General features: G+C 60.0%; 22 protein-coding genes. 13 read left to right on the forward strand and 9 right to left on the reverse strand.

The annotated features are described in order from the left end of the window. The first annotated feature begins 349 nt into the window (after window positions 1-349). A complete protein-coding gene (locus RZS28_RS03920; protein WP_407339915.1) occupies window positions 350-2,071 on the forward strand; it encodes a hypothetical protein in 1,722 nt (573 codons plus the stop codon). A gap of 820 nt (window positions 2,072-2,891) precedes the next feature. Continuing rightward, entirely contained in the window at window positions 2,892-3,425 is a 534-nt protein-coding gene (locus tag RZS28_RS03925) for a hypothetical protein (protein ID WP_407339917.1), read from the forward strand. 67 nt (window positions 3,426-3,492) lie between these two features. Here the strand turns inward: RZS28_RS03925 and RZS28_RS03930 are convergent, their stop codons facing one another. From RZS28_RS03930 to RZS28_RS03940, 3 genes are all read right to left on the reverse strand, one after another. Continuing rightward, a complete protein-coding gene (locus RZS28_RS03930; RefSeq protein WP_407339919.1) occupies window positions 3,493-3,792 on the reverse strand; it encodes a helix-turn-helix domain-containing protein in 300 nt (99 codons plus the stop codon). After that, window positions 3,789-3,959 carry a hypothetical protein gene (locus RZS28_RS03935; protein ID WP_407341035.1) on the reverse strand — a complete coding sequence of 57 codons (171 nt, stop codon included), beginning with the start codon at window positions 3,957-3,959 and terminating at the stop codon, window positions 3,789-3,791. Before RZS28_RS03935 ends, RZS28_RS03930 begins: the two co-directional genes overlap by 4 nt. Window positions 3,960-4,103: 144 nt before the next feature. Next, the gene (locus RZS28_RS03940) at window positions 4,104-4,226 is read right to left on the reverse strand and encodes a hypothetical protein (RefSeq protein WP_407339921.1); all 123 of its coding nucleotides are present in this window, start codon (window positions 4,224-4,226) and stop codon (window positions 4,104-4,106) included. A 1,280-nt stretch (window positions 4,227-5,506) separates the two neighbouring features. On the opposite strand from RZS28_RS03940, the gene RZS28_RS03945 reads away from it, so the two are divergent. Continuing rightward, window positions 5,507-6,139, forward strand: a complete 633-nt coding sequence (locus RZS28_RS03945) for a hypothetical protein (protein ID WP_407339923.1) — start codon at window positions 5,507-5,509, stop codon at window positions 6,137-6,139. Then, window positions 6,136-8,178 carry a phage terminase large subunit family protein gene (locus RZS28_RS03950; RefSeq protein WP_407339925.1) on the forward strand — a complete coding sequence of 681 codons (2,043 nt, stop codon included), beginning with the start codon at window positions 6,136-6,138 and terminating at the stop codon, window positions 8,176-8,178. The genes RZS28_RS03945 and RZS28_RS03950 overlap by 4 nt, the downstream gene beginning before the upstream one ends. Window positions 8,179-8,690: 512 nt before the next feature. Here the strand turns inward: RZS28_RS03950 and RZS28_RS03955 are convergent. The 6 genes from RZS28_RS03955 to RZS28_RS03980 all read right to left on the reverse strand — a co-directional run bounded on the left by RZS28_RS03955 (window position 8,691) and on the right by RZS28_RS03980 (window position 10,733). Next, the gene (locus RZS28_RS03955) at window positions 8,691-9,137 is read right to left on the reverse strand and encodes a helix-turn-helix domain-containing protein (protein WP_407339927.1); all 447 of its coding nucleotides are present in this window, start codon (window positions 9,135-9,137) and stop codon (window positions 8,691-8,693) included. Between the two features lie 232 nt (window positions 9,138-9,369). Beyond that, entirely contained in the window at window positions 9,370-9,519 is a 150-nt protein-coding gene (locus RZS28_RS03960; RefSeq protein ID WP_407339929.1) for a hypothetical protein, read from the reverse strand. Further along, window positions 9,494-9,823: an addiction module antidote protein gene (locus RZS28_RS03965; protein ID WP_407339931.1), complete on the reverse strand. Its 330-nt coding sequence runs from the start codon at window positions 9,821-9,823 to the stop codon at window positions 9,494-9,496. Before RZS28_RS03965 ends, RZS28_RS03960 begins: the two co-directional genes overlap by 26 nt. Beyond that, window positions 9,823-10,125, reverse strand: coding sequence for a type II toxin-antitoxin system RelE/ParE family toxin (locus RZS28_RS03970; protein WP_407339933.1), 303 nt, complete (start codon window positions 10,123-10,125; stop codon window positions 9,823-9,825). The genes RZS28_RS03965 and RZS28_RS03970 overlap by 1 nt, the downstream gene beginning before the upstream one ends. 105 nt (window positions 10,126-10,230) lie before the next feature. Beyond that, window positions 10,231-10,485 carry a hypothetical protein gene (locus RZS28_RS03975; RefSeq protein ID WP_407339935.1) on the reverse strand — a complete coding sequence of 85 codons (255 nt, stop codon included), beginning with the start codon at window positions 10,483-10,485 and terminating at the stop codon, window positions 10,231-10,233. Further along, on the reverse strand, window positions 10,482-10,733 hold the full coding sequence (locus tag RZS28_RS03980) for a transcriptional regulator (RefSeq protein ID WP_407339937.1): 252 nt from the start codon (window positions 10,731-10,733) through the stop codon (window positions 10,482-10,484). Before RZS28_RS03980 ends, RZS28_RS03975 begins: the two co-directional genes overlap by 4 nt. A gap of 88 nt (window positions 10,734-10,821) precedes the next feature. On the opposite strand from RZS28_RS03980, the gene RZS28_RS03985 reads away from it, so the two are divergent. The 9 genes from RZS28_RS03985 to RZS28_RS04025 all read left to right on the forward strand — a co-directional run bounded on the left by RZS28_RS03985 (window position 10,822) and on the right by RZS28_RS04025 (window position 17,840). Then, on the forward strand, window positions 10,822-11,523 hold the full coding sequence (locus RZS28_RS03985) for a hypothetical protein (protein WP_407339938.1): 702 nt from the start codon (window positions 10,822-10,824) through the stop codon (window positions 11,521-11,523). A 3-nt stretch (window positions 11,524-11,526) separates the two neighbouring features. Further along, window positions 11,527-12,228, forward strand: a complete 702-nt coding sequence (locus RZS28_RS03990; protein ID WP_407339940.1) for a hypothetical protein — start codon at window positions 11,527-11,529, stop codon at window positions 12,226-12,228. Between the two features lie 53 nt (window positions 12,229-12,281). Continuing rightward, complete coding sequence (locus tag RZS28_RS03995) at window positions 12,282-12,542, forward strand: hypothetical protein (RefSeq protein WP_407339942.1); 261 nt, start codon at window positions 12,282-12,284, stop codon at window positions 12,540-12,542. 50 nt (window positions 12,543-12,592) lie between these two features. Continuing rightward, complete coding sequence (locus tag RZS28_RS04000; protein ID WP_407339944.1) at window positions 12,593-13,006, forward strand: hypothetical protein; 414 nt, start codon at window positions 12,593-12,595, stop codon at window positions 13,004-13,006. A gap of 309 nt (window positions 13,007-13,315) precedes the next feature. Next, entirely contained in the window at window positions 13,316-14,296 is a 981-nt protein-coding gene (locus RZS28_RS04005) for a hypothetical protein (RefSeq protein WP_407339946.1), read from the forward strand. A 35-nt stretch (window positions 14,297-14,331) separates the two neighbouring features. Next, window positions 14,332-15,243, forward strand: coding sequence for a helix-turn-helix domain-containing protein (locus RZS28_RS04010; RefSeq protein ID WP_407339948.1), 912 nt, complete (start codon window positions 14,332-14,334; stop codon window positions 15,241-15,243). Continuing rightward, window positions 15,240-17,096 carry a DUF927 domain-containing protein gene (locus tag RZS28_RS04015; protein ID WP_407339949.1) on the forward strand — a complete coding sequence of 619 codons (1,857 nt, stop codon included), beginning with the start codon at window positions 15,240-15,242 and terminating at the stop codon, window positions 17,094-17,096. Before RZS28_RS04010 ends, RZS28_RS04015 begins: the two co-directional genes overlap by 4 nt. Then, window positions 17,086-17,535: a hypothetical protein gene (locus tag RZS28_RS04020; RefSeq protein ID WP_407339951.1), complete on the forward strand. Its 450-nt coding sequence runs from the start codon at window positions 17,086-17,088 to the stop codon at window positions 17,533-17,535. The genes RZS28_RS04015 and RZS28_RS04020 overlap by 11 nt, the downstream gene beginning before the upstream one ends. After that, the gene (locus RZS28_RS04025; RefSeq protein ID WP_407339952.1) at window positions 17,532-17,840 is read left to right on the forward strand and encodes a hypothetical protein; all 309 of its coding nucleotides are present in this window, start codon (window positions 17,532-17,534) and stop codon (window positions 17,838-17,840) included. The genes RZS28_RS04020 and RZS28_RS04025 overlap by 4 nt, the downstream gene beginning before the upstream one ends. Window positions 17,841-17,867: the final 27 nt, after the last annotated feature.

The following is a 17,867-nucleotide window of genomic DNA, read 5'->3' on the forward strand; positions in this document are numbered from 1 at the left end:
CTTTTCGCGGCGCAAAAAGAGACGCGCCAAGCAGGCAACGGCGCTGCTGGGGACCAAGTTGACTGCAGGATAGTAGTGTGAACGAATGTATCACGCAATAGTCTTTACCTCTTTCTTGCATTTTTCACTTTGAGCCAACACCGTTTCAAGGACTGGCGACCGGTCGACCCCTGAGCAATGCAAGGCTCGCTACAGGTTTCGCCGGATTGACGTGATGTTGAGCTGAGGATAGCGTTTGTCCAATTAGATTTCCGTCGACTATCTATAATGCGCCGTAGGGCGGCGTTGGCCGCCACTCATGAACCAGGGACAGTGAACGGCGGTCACTGCTCGGATAGGGGAGGTCGTGATGGCGCTCACCGCTGGGGAACTGGCTCAAATCGTCTGGGCGGAAACGCGTCTCATGGGGATTGGCCTCGCCGATGGGACGGGCGCCGTGAACGGCGCACGCCGTCTCGTCGCGCAACTGGCCGCGTCCTCAGGAGGGCTGGGCTTCGAGAGGCGCGAGCCGCTGCCGGCGATCAATGATCAGCGCTACGGCGACTCGGTTCGCGCGCTCATGGCGATCGTCGATCAGGCCAAGAATGCGTCCGCGCCGCAGAGCCGGCTCATTGTTTGGCCAGCTGGCGAGGACCCTTCGAAGCTGAACCTCACCACCGACAGACCACCGCCAAAGCCTTGGAGCTCGACGAGTGCGGATTCCATCGCCAATCAACTCCGGTTCGAACTGAGGAATGGAAGCACGTTCGATATATTTTCCCGCGCTGCGACGCTCGTCGGCGGCGCGGACGGGGCGCCGCTGGTCAATGCGCTCACTGGGACCGGATTGCCGGACGGCAAGCCCCTGGCGTTGTCTCCCGCTATGATCGCGAAGGGCTTTCAACGCGGGATCCCTTGGCTGATGGGGATCATCGGCGTGCTTTTGTTCATCGTCGGTGGGGCCATGTCGGCGATTTCGGGCCTTTCCATGAGCGGCGCCCGCAACTCTCTGGTCTCAACAGATCTGGGCTATCAGCAGCTGTTCCTAACCGAGATGGCGACCTTGTGCGTGAACGAGCGTCAGAGCTTTCCGAGCGAAAAACAGGCTGGCGTCTGTGAAGCCCTGCTAGGCGGAGCCACGTCGCTGACGTTGCCGGAGGACGCCGACAAGATCGTGTGGACTAAGGCGGACGACGTTCTGAACGAGGCGCGAAAATGTTCGCAGGAGGCGTCCGGGCCCTCCTGCGCCCTCATTTGGCGGGCCGCGGTCGCTACGGATCAGGATCAGGTTTGGAAGAAGTATTATTTCGGCTGGATGTACGCGACGACCGCCTATCTGACGGGCCTTAGCTCCGACACAGGCTCGACCTCGATTGTCGTTCCCTACATCATCACGCTGGTTGGGGCAGCAGGTCTGTTGGTGGCCCTCGGCCTTTCAACCAAGGGCCGAATTGCGGGAATCTGGATCGACACGCGCAACCGCGTCTCCCTTGCCCGCGCTCAGGTGACGCTATGGACGGTGGTGGTGCTGGGCGGCTATCTGGCGCTCGCGATGTTCAATGTCGGATTCGCCGGCATTCTTCAGTCACCGGAAGCTCTGACGAGCTATCATGCTTTTCCGAGCATCCCCGCATCGGTCGCGGCGGCGCTCGGAATCGCGACCACTTCGACCATGTTGTCGACCCTCATTCTGGGGACAAAGGACAAGGAGGTCGAACTCAACACTGCAGGCGACTCTCAGGATGCAACGAGCCGCGGAGCGGCTTTCTTCGGCGCCCAGACGACGGGTCTTGACAAGCGCGCATCCCCCGCGGGCGCCTCGCTCGCCGATGTTTTCATGGGGGAGGAAAACTCAAACTCCGATACGGTCGATGTGGCGCGCCTGCAGAACGTGATGATCACCATTATTCTGGTGTTCGGCTTCTTCAGTTTCTTGTTGGAATGGATGAGCGACATCAAGATGGTTACAATGCTGAATGCGCACGACGCCATATTCCAAAGTCTACCCCAGCTCGGCGCGACCTTCACGTCGCTGCTCGGGCTGAGCCACGCTACCTATCTCGTTTCAAAAGCGCACGATGCGCGGGAATAGCAGTTAGCTCGCGGTACAATGGCTGAATATGCAGCAGACGACTTGGCGAAAGCGCGACTCAGTCGTGTCCGCTTTTCCGAAGCACTCTAAATACCGGCTATGTTCTTGCAGGGTTGTGAGCGGTCGCGATGTCTCACCGCTACGGCAGAGGACGACCGACGGCACGAACATCGCATTCGCTCGGAAGAGCGCAATCGCGTCGATTCCCGTAGCCTCTGCGATATGCGGCAACCGCCCAACGGTGGGAAGGCGACATCGTTCGCCTGCTCATGCTACGCAAGTGAGTCGGCACTGCGTTTGGTACTGCACGGCTTATCAAGTTCGCCTTAAGTGCTGATGACGCCTTGTCTTCCGCTCAGTCCGCCCATTCCATCATTAGAAGAAGACGACCTTCACGGCTGGATAGCGGATCGGCGGCCTCGCTGCGCTCACCTGCGCCTGAACCGACGCTTTGTTCAAGTCCTGGAAGCTGTCGCACCTGCCGACGCGAGCGTTTCCTCTACGTCAATGACGCCGTCGCGGCCATACCAATCGGACCCACGATCAGTTTCTTATGTGACGAATAAGAACAGCTAAGCCAAAGCCACGATGGAACGCGCCCCCATCCCAAAGCCTTCTGAAAATAAGATAGCGTGCTGTCTTCCCCAAGAGCGGCGTCATTCGCATAAGATCGTACAATCGGTGGGTAGCGGAGGTCCGCTACCACCGTAAACCCACTATACGAAAGGACATGTTCTCAGTTCGTTTTCAGAGGATACGGGCGGCTTGATCGCAGAATGGCGTTGGTTCTTTTATTATTTTCGTCTTATGGGGGCTGTCTATGTTGGTTTTTCGCGTCAAAGCCGAGGGGTTCAAAAGCTCTGGTTTAGAGAAGGTGATTTCGAAGGCCATCGCGCGCGGGCTGAACGAAGGCGGCGACAAAGTGCGCACGCAAGTTCAGCGGGCGCTCAAGACGGACACTGGCGTGATTAAATACGCCTCGATCACGTCGCATATGAAGGATTCTGGCCGGGGCTGGGCGCGGGCCGCGCCGGATCGGCTGACTTATCAGATCGTCGCGACCGGCAAGGGTCTTCCGATCAAGGATTTTCCCGTAAAAAATACGGGAAAGGCGATCGACGCCAAGACCTGGGGTGTCGACCATCTCTTCAAGCGGTCTTTTGGGATCGTTGGGCGCGGGGTCGAGGGGTTTAGAGCGCGCACCACAAGCAAGCGATTTCCAATGCGCAAGCTCTATGGGCCGTCTTTGCCGAAAGAGCTGACGCAAGGCGAAGTCGTGAAGGTCTTCTACGCCTCGGCGCAGACCGCTGTGCCGCCGGCAGTGCTGAAGCATCTGCTTAAGGCGATGAGCTGAAGATTGCGTTGGGCACGGCGTTTTCTCCTAGCGAGGGCTGGCGCCGAGGATTTTGGCGGCGGCGAGTCTAGGCGGCCTCCAGCGCGCGGCGCACGGCGTCGGGCTCGCGGTCGATCACGACAAGATAGGCGCGAGCGGCGCTATCAGGATTGGAGCGGCCTTGCTCCCAATCCCGCAGCCGGCCGACATTGAAGCCGAAGCGCGCGGCGAATTCCGGCTGCGTCAAGCCGAGCCGCTTGCGCAAAGCCTTCACGTCGATCTGCGACGGGACATGGATGCGATATTCGGCCAAATCGGCACGGCCTTCGGCGAAAGCGATGGCCTCGGAAAGCCCGCTGGCGATTTTATCGAATGCTTTTTTGCTCATGGAGCGGCTCCAAGCTTCGTGATTTTGCTGCGATAGGAGTCGACGAGACGTTTCGCAAGTGCGCCGAGGTCGTTTCGCTCCGCCTTTGTCAGATTGGCCTTCTCGCCCTTGCCGAAGACGGTGAGCAGGAAGACAGGAATATGGGGGCCGACGTAAAGCGAGATGATCCGATAGCCGCCGCTCTTGCCTTTGCCGCGGCCTGCGAACCGGAACTTTCGACATAGACGATCTTCGTCGCACCTGTGCTATGTCTTTGACTTTCCTCACAGAACGCAAAATTGCGTTCTCTGAAAGCGAGAGAACAATCAAGGTCACAGATCGCCCAAAGCCGGGTTGGCGGCGAGCTCGCTGACGACATTGAAGCGATCCTCATCCGAGAGGCCGGCCTGCCGTGCGGCGTTGAGATAGGAAGGCGTTTCGACGACCGTTTGCATGCGGCATATATACGGAATTTCCGTATATACGGCAAGAGATAATTACGGGATTTCCGTACATTTGTGCTTGCACCGAAGGCTTGGCTCGGGTGTGACGCGGCCAACGCCACAGTTCCAAAGAGCCGGCGGCGCAGTGGCATGGGCCGTGCTGATCTCCGGCGGGAATTTGGGCAATCCAATTTTGGATTGTTTCAAATCAAAGACTTACCGTGTGAAAGACCAATGTGTGTGGATATGACGCGGGACGGCTTTCTCGCCGGGATGAGTTGGGCTTGGGCCCGGTTTCCGATCGTTCGGCGGCCGTCTTCCGAACCGGTTTCGAGACTGTCTCGGCCTGCGCGACGTTGATGAGGTTCAGTGCGCTTTCGCCTGTGAATCCCATGACCAGAAGCGAAAAGGCGTCGCGGTCCATCTCGAAATAACGGTCGAGTCTAGCCGCGACCGTAGGATGACGAGAAGCGACCTCGGAAAATCCCATAACCGAATTTTCGGCTATGAGTGATTTCGCGCCCTGCGCTCTGGTTTGCTGACGAATTCTGTTGGCTCAATTTTGAGCTTCGTGAAGAAAGTCAAACACTTAACAGGCAAGAGTACGTCGCAGGTCGAAGTGATGCGGAACTGCTTTCTTGACAAGCTGCGGTCGAAACGACCCGGTTTCCGATCGTTCGGAGACGGGTCATCCCGAACCGGTTTCTATGTCTTCACGGCGATCGGACGCGGCGCGGCGCTGGAGCGGCGGGCTATCTTCGGCGAGTTGTAGCTGTCCGGCTGGAGCGTTTATGGACTTCCGGTAAGTTGCTGTTTTTGTTAGCTACACAAAATTGTGCAGCTAGAGGACCCCAAATCTCAGTCGAGGGGGCGTGCGGTGCTCCGGCGGCGCAAATCTATGAAGCCCTCATAGAAGACCGTCTTTGCGATGGATGGCGCTGGCGGTCGGCGCGCAGGGCCACAACAAAGTCTACAATCGAAGGCGCGACGGCGTTCTGCGCGATATTCGATCTGCGCGCGGCGCGGGCCTGCAACTATCCACACAAGCGATAGCGCGGCGCTCGCTGAAGTCTCGGCCGTTGGCTTCGCTCGAGCAGCGCGCCGGAAAGATCGCCGCAAAATCATCGGACAGGACCATCAGTGGTACGAGAAATATATTCGCGGGTCCTTCCCCCTCCCTTTCTGACCTGCGGTGCCGCCGCAGTCCGGGATTTTGCTAGTAAGTGCTTGAATTTTTTGAGGTAATGGTGGCATAATAGTAGTGTTGCAGGCAATAGTCATGGACAAATCAGATGACCTCGACGGCTGAACTCGACGATTTTTGGATCGGCATCAACGAACTCGCGCGACAAAAGGGAATCGCCGCGAGCGTCATGTCGCGGCGGATCACGAAGCTCGAAGCCCAAGGCCTGCTTGAGACGCGCCTCGGCCCTCGCAACAGCAAGCTGGTCAATCTCGTCGCCTATGACCGCATCCGCAGCGAAACGCGGGACGCGATCCGTGAAGGGGTCCAAGATCGCGAGAGCCTCGTCGCGCCGCCCGACAGGATGGCCCCCTTCGCGGCTAGCGCCGGCGCTGATCCGAACGACAAGAGCCTCGCCCGCGAGCAGGCGCGCCGGATGTCCTACCAAGCCGAGCTCTCCCGCCTGGACCTCGAGGAAAGGCTCGGCAAGCTCATCGCCGTCGAGGACGTCTCCGCAGCCATGAGCGAATGCGCCGAGGCCATCGTGCGGGGCCTTGAGCAGCTCCCGTCCCGCGCCGACGAGATCGCCGCCGCCGTCGGCCGGGAAGGTCCGCACGGCGCGCGCACTTTGATGAAATCGATGGTGCTCGACGTCCGCAAAGCCCTCGAGCGCGAGATGCGCAGGATCTTTGAGGAAAGCGTCGCGGCCCATGCCGGCGCAGAGAAAGAGGCCGCCGCGTGACGCTCCAATTCAAGCATTCGGCGCGCGCGATCGTCGCGGCCGCCCTCGCCGAGGGCTTCGCGCCGCCGGAGCCCATCCCTCCGTCGCGCTGGGCGTCCGAAAACCTCGTCGTGCCCGATGGCCCGCGCGCCGGCGAGCCCTGGGACCTTGAGCTGACCCCCTACATCAAGGAGCCGCTCGATATGCTCGGGCCCGACTCGGGCGTCAATGAGATCGCAGCGCAGAAATCGGCGCAAACCGGCTTCACGACCCTGCTCATCGCCGCGATCGGCCATTCGATCGACCGCGATCCTTGCCGCATGATGGTCGTTCAGCCGACCGACGCGGCCCTGTCCGATTTCAACCGCGACAAGCTGCAGCCAGCGATCGAATCGACCAAGACGCTCCGCAAAAAAGTGGCGCCGCAGACGTCCCGCTCGGCCGAAGGCTCGACGACCTACTCGAAGAAATATCCCGGCGGGGCGCTCACCCTCGCCATTGCGACCTCGGCGGCGGATCTGCGCTCGAAGACGATCAAAAAGCTGCTCCGCGACGAAATCGACCAATATCCGGACGATCTCGACGGCCAGGGCGATCCGATCGAGATCTCCGACGGCCGCCTCATGTCCTTTCTGGCGCAAGGCGACTGGAAAAAGGCCGACATCTCGACGCCGACGATCAAAGGCGGCTCGAAAATCGAGGCGCGGCACGCCGCCGGCGATCAACGGCGCTGGCATGTGCCCTGCCCGCATTGCCGCAACGCGGACGGCTCGGCCTCCGAATTCGTCTTTGAGTTCGGGCCGAACTTCCGGTTCGAGCGAACCTACCCGCACAAGGCGCATTATGTGGCGCCATGCTGCGGCGTCATCATCGAGCCGCATGAGAAAAACGCGCTCATGCGCAAGGGCCGATGGGTCCCGACGGCGACGCGGCCGGGCGCGTTCCCCTCTTATCATTTCGACACGCTCTCGAGCCCTTTCGTGCCTTGGGACGAGGTCGCCAAGGCGCATATCTCGGCCGGCGACGATCCGTCGAAGCTGAAGACGTTCTGGAACCTCTGGCTCGGCTTGCCTTACGAAATTAAGGGCGACGCACCGGATCACGTCCGGCTGCTCGAGCGCCGCGAGGAGGGCCACAAGCGCGGCCATGTCCCGCCGCGCGGCCTCATGCTCATCGGCGCCGCCGACGTCCAGATGCGCGGCATATGGGTCGAGATCATCGCCTTTGCGCCGGATCGGCAAAGCTGGGTCGTCGACGCTTTCTATATCGATGGTGGGACCGAAGATCCTGACGGCGGCGCGTTCGAGAGGCTTGCGACTCAAACCATCGAGCGCGAGTTCCCGGACGCCTTTGGCCGGCCCCGGCGGCTCGACGCCTTCGCGATCGATTCAGGCTATCGCACGCATGTCGTCTATTCCTGGGTGCGGCGGAATCAGCGGCTTCACGACATAACCGGGCGCGACGTCGTTCTCGCCGTCGACGGCCGCGACGGCTGGGGCAAGCCGCCGATCGGCACGCCGAGCCTGGTCGACATCGATCTCGCCGGCCGGAAGGTCAAGAAAGGCTGCCAGCTCTGGCCGGTCGGGACCTGGCCGCTCAAGGGCGCGTTCTATGCCGACCTCCGCAAGGAAGGCCTGCGCTCCGGCGCCACAAGCGATCCGAGCGGATATTGCCATTTCGGAACCTGGCTCGACGAAACCTATTTCCGGCAGATCACGGCCGAATATCTCGCCGAGGAGACCCTTCGCGGCAAGCCGCGCAAGGTCTGGAAGCTGAAGGCGTCCGAGCGCGACAATCACTTGCTCGATTGCCGCATCTACAATCTCGCGATCGCCGAATATCTCGGCCTCTCATCGCTCACGGATGACGAGTGGGCCTATATCGCGAAGGTCCGGGCCCTCCCGGACGAGGCTTGGCGCAAGACGCTCTTCACCGCACCGGAAGCGCCCGCCGTCGAAAGGCCCCTGCCGCAGCCGACGCCGGAACCGCAATCCGCGCCCGCCCAGCAAAACAAGCCCGACTTTTTCGAACGCCTCGCCGCGCTGAATAGGCTGCGCTGAGTTTCCTCGAAGACCCTTCGGCGCAGTTTTTGGCGTAAGACCGCCGAAAAACTTCCGTCCATCCATCCCCCCGGACCTCTCTGGTTTTCGTCGATTCCGGCGAGACCTGGCGCGCGCCAATCGCCGCTATCGCCTCCTCGGTTCCCGGTAAACCGGGAACCGGAGTCCTTTGGCGAGGGCCGCCCGTGCGGATTTGCCCCCGCCGACCGGCTCCTCGGTCTTTGAGCTTTCGTCGGCGATCGTTGGCTGCTACGGTTTTAACTGCTGATCTGCCTTGAGGTTCGCGAGAGCCGTCAGCCTCCGACGGGGCGAAACGCAGAATGGGCTGCCGCTGCGGGGTTTCCGGTCATCCTGACACACAAAAACCGGGCGCCTTCTTCTCGCCCCCCTTGCTCCTCGCGCGCGAGATTCTCTAACTTGCGAGCAGGCGGACAATCCGCCGAAGCGTTCATGCAGAAACACGACTGCCCGGCCAATGGTTTTGCCCAAGCGCCGCCACGGAAGTGGATTGCTCATTCGGAGATAAGATCTTCGATCCGAACGCCAAGCGCCTCAGCCACGCGCTTGAGGACCGCTGCAGCGCCGGCGCGCTCGCCGCGCTCCATATCGGCGATGGCGCTTTGCGAAACGCCAGCGCGCGCGGCGAGCTCGCCCTGGGTCATCACCCGTTTGCTCCGCCAGAATGCAAGCGGCGTCGCGGCCTCCGCCAGCGCGAGGGCTTCCTTCGCCGTCAACAGCTCTTCCTTGCCGCTCACGAGGTCAGCCATCCCATTGGCGTGCGCCGGGGCGTCAGCGGCGTCGATCCATGTTTCAATTGCGCCTTTGACATTCGCGAGCGCCTCTTCCGGCGTCTCGCCGTCGCTCATGCAGCCCGGCAGATCTGGAACAAAGGCGACGAAGCCGCCGCCATCGGCCTCTGAGAGAGGCTCTATGGTCACGGAATAGCGGAGATCGGTCATCGTGTTGACCTCACAGCGTCGAGGGGTGGCCGGCTAGTCGCCGTGATGGGCTCGCCAATCGACGGCGAGCGCGACAGCCCATCCGACGGCGAGAAGCGCGAGCGGCGCAACGATAAAGCCGATGAATTGGATCTCAGTCATCCTTCTTGCTCCCCGCGAGCGAGGTTCACTCTTGCGAGCAGGCGGACAATCCGCCGAAATCGTTTCCTCGCCGCCCAGCGAGATCCTAAGTTCAATGCAGAAAAAGCTTCAAGGCGATCCCGGCGAGCAGGGCTAGCACGAAGCCAACCATCCACTTCAAGACGAGCAGGTCGGCCTCGATCTTGGAAAAGAGGTTCTCATCGATGGGCGAGCGGCTACGCCCCGTGGGAGGCGCATTCATGTTCACTTTCTTCCGCTTTATCTGCGTTCGGCGCCACAGCGAGATGGACGTTCAGAGCTCGCAATACAGCGCTCACGGTTTCGAAACGCGGATGAGAGCCGGGCGAAAGAGCCCTGTACAGACTCTCACGTCCGAGGCCTGCGGCCTTGGCGATCTGACCCATGCCGCGCGCCTTGGCTACGTGGCTCATGGCGATAAGCAGAACATCCGGGTTCGGATCTGACGCCGCAGCGGAAAGGTACTCGGCAATGACCTCATCATTGTCAAGATAATCCGATATATCGAAGGTCGCATAATCGATCATCACACGCCACCTTTCAGGGCTCGAGCCATGGCCTTGGCCTGCTCGATATCCCGTTTTTGGGAGTCTTTGTCGCCACCGTTCAGAAGCACGTAAACCGTCGCGCCATTTCTCACGAAATAGACCCTGTAGCCAGGGCCAAAGTGAATGCGCATTTCTGAGACGCCCTCGCCAACCGGCTCGCAATCTCCAAAATTACCAAGTGAGAAGCTCGTGAGCCTGGCTAAAATCCTAGCCTTGCCGCGCTGATCTAAAAGCTTGGCAAGCCATTCGTCGAAAACCGACGACCGAACGAGTGTGTACATGAAATGTATCCAAATGATTACAAAAATCAAGGACAATCGGGGCCACTTTTTCGCAATCTTACGCCCGCGCCGCCGCTGCACCGCCAACCGGGGATCGCAAGCCGGTCATTCGTCCGAGGTTGAGCGAGCTGCGGCTGCGCGGACAGTAGATTCGTCGAGGACCGCGCCTCGTTCCGCATCGAGAAGCGCTTGTTTGAGCATTTCGATCAGCGCCGAAGGTCCCTCGGCGGTCTCGACCGTGAACGAGATTGGCTCGGCCGTCATGTCGACCGGATTGTCGGCCTCGTCGTAAAAGACTTCGTGAAGGCTAAAGCCGCGACCGTCCGAATATCGAATGATTCTATGAGTCCAGGTGGTCATTGGCTGGCGCCTTTTCTGAGTCTCACACCCGGGCCGCCGCCGTTCTCGGCGATGAACTCGACGCCCGCCGCCTCCAGGGCGGCTCGGATGGCGGCTTGGTTGGCAGGCGTCATTGAAAGCGCGCCGTCTGTCCCCTCCGCCCGTCTAATTGTGGCAACGCCGATCTTTGACGCCTCTGCCAGGTCTTCTGCGCGCCAACGCACTAATGCCCTCGCCGCCCTCATTTGCGCCCCTGTGATCTCTAACATATCTTATGATCGCCTATTGATCGTCAATTTCGGTCGTGATATGTAGCATATCATTAGATCGCTGACCTACCAATAGGGAGTAACCACAATGCCGAACAACCTTGTTCCGGTAAGCGCCAAAGGCTTGCTAAATCGTCGTTTATTCTTCGCCGCCGGGTCAGCCGGCGCCGTCTTCGGTGCGCTGACCAAAGCCGCCGACGCAGCGCCGGCGATCTCGCCCGAACTTCAGCGTCTCGTCGAAGCGCATAAACAGACGCTCAAAATTAAAAACGAGGCTGCGAAAAAAGAGGATGAAATCCGCTCGCAATATAAGGCCTGGCGCAAGTCTATCCGGCGCGGCTCGAAAGCGTTTGTCTTTGGAGGAATTCATATCGAGGGAGAAACTGCCGCCGATTGCAAGCAACATCTAAACGATTGTTTCGACTATAGGGATCGGGACGTCTTTAGAATGGTTGAAAGGGTCCTGCCGGCGGAAGCGGAAGCTCGGATGAGGGCGCTTTTCTTCGAAGCGCGCGTGGAGCGACTGGCCAACATCGACAAGATATTCGAAGAGTTTGAGGCGAAGGAACGCGAGCTCGGGGTTGATGCCTCATGGGAGGACCATGATGCGGCTGTGGTCGCGGATAACGAAGCGTTGACGGCTCTCCTAGGGTGGCGTTGCGTTTCGGTCGAGGACATTCGTTTCAAGGCTGCTTACCTCAGTTCGATCCATCAGGAGCTCGATTTCGAGGACGTGGAGATTGCATTTCGATCCTTCACGTCCCTCGGCCAGCCCGCGGTGGAGAGCTGAGTCGTGGCGACTTTTGGCCCTATCGCCAGAGCTTTGTTGGAGGAAGGCTGCTCCGGTGAGCAGATCGCCGCGGCCGTGGCGGCTCTCGAGCAGGCCAAGGAGCGCGAGCGTGAAGAGCGCCTGGCCCGGCTTCGCGAAGGCGCGCGGATGCGTCAGCAACGTTGCCGCGAGCGCCGCCGCGCCGCGTCACGGCGTGACGATGTGCAACCCCTTCCCCCTTCTTTCCCCTCGGTTTCTCCCCCCCCACCCCCCTCTTTAACTCCCCAAACTACCCCTTTTCCGAGAGAGGGCGCGCCCGCGCGTGAAGCTGGGCCGCTGCCTGCCGATTTCGAGGCTAGCGATGAGGATCGAGCCTTTGGCAAGGCCGAAGGGCTGTCCGAGGAAGAGGTTGCGAGGTCGGTCCGCGATTTGAGGCTTTGGGCTGCGTCGACCGGCCCGATCCGTTTGGATTGGCATGCCGAGGTTCGCCGCTTTCTCGTGCGCGACGCCGAGGCGAAGCGGTCGCGGGGCGGTCAAACCGCAAGCGTCGCTAAGCCAACCGCGTCGCCTGGCGTTTGGGTGAGGCGCGACTCGCCGGCGGGCGATGCGTGGTGGGCTGACGTCCTCGCCAAGACAGGGAAATCACCGCCGATCGACAAGCGTGGCGGCTGGCGCTTCCCGACGGCCTGGCCGCCGAGGGTCCGCGCGCCGCCGGTCGAACCCTGACGGCCCGCATCCGAGCCTTCGACCATCCTTTTTCCAATTTCAGGAGCAATCCAATGTCCAAATCGAAAAGCACAGAGATTTCTATCGCTGAGGCGTCACGTCAGCTCGACGGCGTGCGTCGGGCCGCGTCCATGGCCGGCCGGGCCATGCAGAGGCTCGAGGCCGAGGCTGAGCGCATTGCCGGCGACGTCGGAACGTCGAGCCGAAGCCTTCGCCTGGTCTCGGCCGGCGAACAATTCTCCGCGTTGATCCGGCACGGGAAGACGACAATTCAAATTGAGGGCGACGCCTTCGCGGTGACGACCGAAAGTTGAACTCGGCGCAATTTTACGCCCAATGATTTCAATGGCTTGGAGCAATAAAAATGAACGATCGAACGATGTCTTCCAAATCCGCCGGCGCCCGGTTGTCTCGGCGCAAAATTCTCAGTGGACTTGGCTCGGCGGCGATCGCCGGCGGCGCGGTCGCGGCGACAAACAATGCGCTGGGCGCCGAGAATCCGGATTTGGAGCTGCTGCGTCTGGGCGAGGAATTCGCTCAGGCCTATGCGGCGGAGCGCGCCCTGGAAGAACGCGAGGTTCCGTGGCCAATCTTCAAGGAAGGGATGGGCCGCACGGACGCGATCGCCAGGCGGATCGCTGCGATTCCAACAAAGACACTTGAGGGGATGCGGGTCAAGGCGCGGGCGATTGAATCCTATTGTGGGGTTTGGGAAGCGCCCGGCGCTAAGCCTGAAGTCCAACTGTACGATAGTCTCGTCCGCGATCTGATCGCATGACAGTTTTGAGGGTTGATAAAGAGCCGCTGCGATCTTATTGCGGCTCTTTGCGAATGAACAACCTTTGCTTTGGTGGGTATTCCGATCTTAGACGACCCCAACGTCGCCGAGCTTCTTGAGGGCAAGACCTTGGTCGAAGCCTTTCGGCTCGGCGTGCTTCAAGACCCGGACGTGCAACGACTGGCGCGGGGGTTGAGCGATGTTCCGATTGAGGCGAATTGTTGGCTTGATCTTGTGCTTCCCGCGCGGCGTCCGGCTGGGCCGCCGCGACCCCGGCCACTGCGGCTTTTCTCCAAGGATGAGCCGGTCTTGATGAAGGGTGTGGATCTTCGCGCTCTTCTCATAGATGGTATTGTGCCATGGGAGTACGGCGCTAGGGCTTTGGAGCGAGAGGAAAGGGACGAGAGGATCAGAGCCGGCAAATATGTAGCCGGCGGAGTTCTGACAAAGCTGTGCCTCGATTTCCTTCCGTTCATGGAGGTTCTCGCCGCGAAATATGATTGCTTCTTTGAGCTGCTGCGCCTCGGAGATTTGGTCGCTTGGGGCTTAGGGCCTGGCGCAACGTCCCTTTCCGAAGTCCCTCGAGGCGTATGGTCGAGCGATGACTGGCGGATCAATTTCAGCACAGGGGGCTTGTGGCAAGTCGGCGAGGCCAAGCAACCTCGCTTTACATTGATCGAATTGCGCCGGCCCGTCGAGATCAAAGCTTCAAGGGAGCTTAATCCTGTCCTCAATCCTGACCATGCCGGCGCGATGGTCGAGGCTCTGCCGGCTGGCGATTCCTCAACAGATCCTCAGCGCGAAGAAAATTTAACGAATTCGAAGGGAAGGCGCGGGCCGCGTGAACGCATCAATGAGGACATTTTTGACAGGTTGATGATTCGAGTGATTGAAGATTGGCGTCCCGGCACAAAATACCCGGAGACTCAAGAAAAATTCGGGGAGATGCTCGTCGGCTATTATGTCGTGGGCGAATTAAAACCCGAAGCGGCGAGCGTGATCCATTGGATGAGGAAGACTCATCCGCTCCTGTTGGACGCGTTCGTGGGCAAAGAACGGAAGAGGCGCAGGCATTCTGTGAGCGCCTCACTGAGGGATGTGTATGACACCCTATGGATTCGAATATTTGCGGAACGGGAGCCAAGAACTAGCCGGGAATTTGTAGACTGGCTTGTCGACGCGGCTAACGCCGTAGGCCTGACCCTTGATGAACGCGAGGCGATCGAATTCCTGCGCGATAAGCGCCCGTTTGTGTGGGCGGTATATGGCAGCAAAGACCTGGAGAAATAGACCGAAGCGGAATAATTAAGCGGAAAATGGAATAATTGATTATTCCATTTTCCTGTTGTTTTTACTTGTTTTTCTTACCTGATAAAAGATTTTATTCCTACGTAAGCAATGAGCCTGAGTGCAGCTCGCCTCATCCGCGTAGGAGTGGTTTGGTGTCGGAATCTAACGATATTTTGCGGTCGGCGTCGCTCGTTGCGATCGAGGCCGCGCTGGCCTCGGAGGGTAGCCCAAACTCCAAAGAGTCAGCAACGCTGCAAGGGGCGTTTTTTAAAGAGACCGAAGTCTCCGATTACCTCGGAGTTCCGGTCAGAACCCTGCAGAGCTGGCGTTCGCAAAATGTAGGGCCGCCAGTTTGCAAAATGAATCGGCTCGTGCGCTACCCGAAGGCTGGTCTTCGTAAATGGCTTGCCGAGACTCGTCGTGGGGGTGCCTGTAAGCTGCCCGCCGGCGTCTCGAGGGATTTCGAGCTTCTTGTCGAAAAATATACCGAGGCGCTGATCGACGAGTCGATCGATGGGTTCCCGGTTGTGGGGCCGACGGATGTCATCAACCTGGACCGCGAGCTTTCTTCGTGGGGTCCTGATTTTGTCCTCGCCCTGACCGGCTTGCCTCTTGATCGTTATGAGCTGGTGGACGGGGGCGCGAGCGTCGAAATCAAGATCTTTCCGCATCCAGAATTCAAAGATTCCTCTCTTCGCCCCGGCGAGCCCGTGAAGATTGTCTACGTGTTTGAAAGCGGCGCGTGGAGTTCGACCATTGCCGCCCCATGGCACCCCGGGCTGATCTCTCTGGCCGCGCATATTTGGCGTCTGCGCGGCGGCGACGGCGCTCCGGTCAAGCATCCCGAATTTCGCCTTCTTGCGTGCCTCGGCGCCGCCTATTTGCGCGCAGCCGCCGAGACAAACGATCGCGCTCGTTGCGGTCTCGCCGGAGATCGCAAGGGGTGAGCGATGAGCCATCTTCTGTCGAGGGCGTGGCTGAAGCGGATGGCCAGGAAGTCAAAGCGCCTTCGGCTCCAGTTGCCGACGCTGAGCCGACAAAGCAGCGGTCCGGCAAGAGCAAGACAAACGGAAAACAGAAATCAGGCGATGCCGCAAAAGACGGACCAGCTCAACATGACGGCTTGCCCTACGGCTACAAGATCAACAGCGCCGGCCTTTGGTTCGAAGTGTCGGGAGAACCTGCAATTTGGATCTGCGATGAGCTTTTCATCCGGTCGGAGTGTAGGTCGGAAGAGAGCGAATCCTGGTCTTTGGTCGTTGAATTCACAAACCGCGACGGCGTGAAGCAAATGGGCATTGTTAGCCGCGCCGACGCATCATCAGACGGTATTAACACAATCCGGCGCGAACTCTCGAGTAAGGGTTTCCGTCTGTCGAATAGTCGCCCCGCGCGCGAAAGATTTGCCGATTTCATTTGCCGCGTTACCGTCCGCGCTCGCGAAGTTTCCATCAGCCGCGGCGGATGGCACGGCGACGGGCAAACCTTCGCGACGCCCGCATGGACCGTCGCCAAAGATGGCGCGCTGCCGGTCGTGTTCGAGCGCGCGCCGCGCGGCGCAAAATTCTCGATAAAGGGTTCCCTCGAAGAGTGGAAAGCCACGGTCGCGGTTCCGGTCTATGGCCACGAATTGCTTATGTTTTTCTTGGCCATCGGCCTTACGGGGCCACTTCTAGATCCGCTCGGTTTCGATGGCGGCGGATTTCATCTGGTTGGGCCGTCCTCGGTCGGCAAGACGACGACGCTTTTAGTGCCAGGCTCGCTATGGGGAGGCGGAGGCCCGCTTGGCTTCTTGCAATCTTGGCGGACTACATCCAATGGACTTGAGGGAACATGCGCGGCGCACAATGACAGTTGTCTGTGCGCCGACGAGATCGGGCAGATAGACCCACGCGATTTATTTGCGGCGATCTATTTGATTTGTGGAGGCGAAGCCAAGGCGCGATCGAAGTCAGACGGCGAAGTCCGCGCGCGCAACAGGTGGCGCATCGCGGTCGCGTCGACCGGCGAAACAAGCATCGCCGCGCGCATCGCTGAGTCCGGCGCCCGCGCAATGGGCGGTCAAGGTGTGCGCGTCATCGATCTCTACCTCGATGGCGACTCCGGAGTGTTCAGCGAAGCCTATCCAAAAGAAGACCTGCCTGCCCTCGCCAATAAAATTCGCGAAGCCGCGCTGACGTCCTACGGAACCGCCGGCCGCGTGTTTGTCGAGAGGATGATTCATAACCGAGCCGATTTCATAAAAATCACGCGGGCGCTGATTGCGGAATTTCTTGTCGAGCATGTGCCGCCAGGCGCTTCCGGCCAAGTCGCCCGCGTCGGGCGCCGCTTTGCTCTGGTCGCCGCCGCCGGCGAGCTCGCGATTATGTATGAGGTTCTGCCTTGGGCACAGCGGTCTGTTTACGACGCTGCGGGAAGGCTTTTCAGCAAATGGTTGGCGCGACGCGGAGGCATGGGCGCGAGCGAGGACTTCGAGGCGATCGCGGTCGTGCGGAATTTCCTTCAACTGCATGGCGCCTCGAGATTTGTTCCCATAGATATGGAAACGTCCTGGCGCGTTCAATTGCTCGCCGGCTACAAAGATACAACCGGGGGTTTTTACTACCTAAACGACGCCGGATGGCGAGAGGCCCTCGGCGCCCTTGAGCCGCGTTTGGCGGCTGACGCCATCGCGCGAGCGGGCTTCTTGATCAAAGACGCCGAGGGTCGCCGCAAGGTCAATATGAAAGTTCAAGGAAAGACGCAACGGCTTTATAAAATCAAAGGTACGATCCTCGAGGGCGCGGCCGATGCACGCTGACCCTCTTGAAGCCGCTCTCGCTAAGGACCTATGGGGCACGCTCGCCGCGCTCTCGACGCACCGTCGCGACAGGATCGCGGCGCTCAAGTCAGTTGATCCATTCGAACGTATTCGGGCCGGGCTCGAAGACGCGCTCACGCAACTTGGAGTGCGCCCTGTTGTCGAGGCCGATGAGGCTCGCGCCGACTCCATGCAGTTCGAAGGCGAGATGCGCGTCGCCGCCGTCGGCCGCGATGTGGAATTTGAGGAACGCGCCGGGATCATGGAATTCGCCGGCGGCTTGCCGCGCGATGTTGCAGAGCGATTTGCGCGCGAAATCATCGAACTCGGCGACGCGCCGTCGCCTGAAGCAATCGCGAATCTCGACGCGCGCCTGCGCGTTGCGGATGCGCGCACGCGAACCGAGCTTTCAAAACCCCAAAGGAGTGAACGCACATGAGTACTGAAAGACTTCGCCTGCAGGAAATCTTGACCGCGCCGGAAGCAAAAGATCGAAAAGCCCTTGCCGAGCACCTCGCTTTCGCGACCGATATGACGGCGGCTGACGCGCGGGCGCTTTTGGCCATCGCTCCCGTCGATAGATCGACCGCGACGCGTTGGTCGTTCGCGGGTCTGAATACATCGCAATCCATAACCGGCGCCGATGAGCATGAGGCCGCCGAATGGAGCGCGATTGCCGATCAATTAAATCGCGAAATGAAGGCGGCGAAGCCTGGCTACGTCGTGCCGCTTTTGACGCATTAGGGCGCCTTCGCGCGCGAACCATCCGCA

It is taken from the genome of Methylocapsa polymorpha (assembly GCF_045689225.1).
Taxonomy (GTDB): domain Bacteria; phylum Pseudomonadota; class Alphaproteobacteria; order Rhizobiales; family Beijerinckiaceae; genus Methylocapsa; species Methylocapsa polymorpha.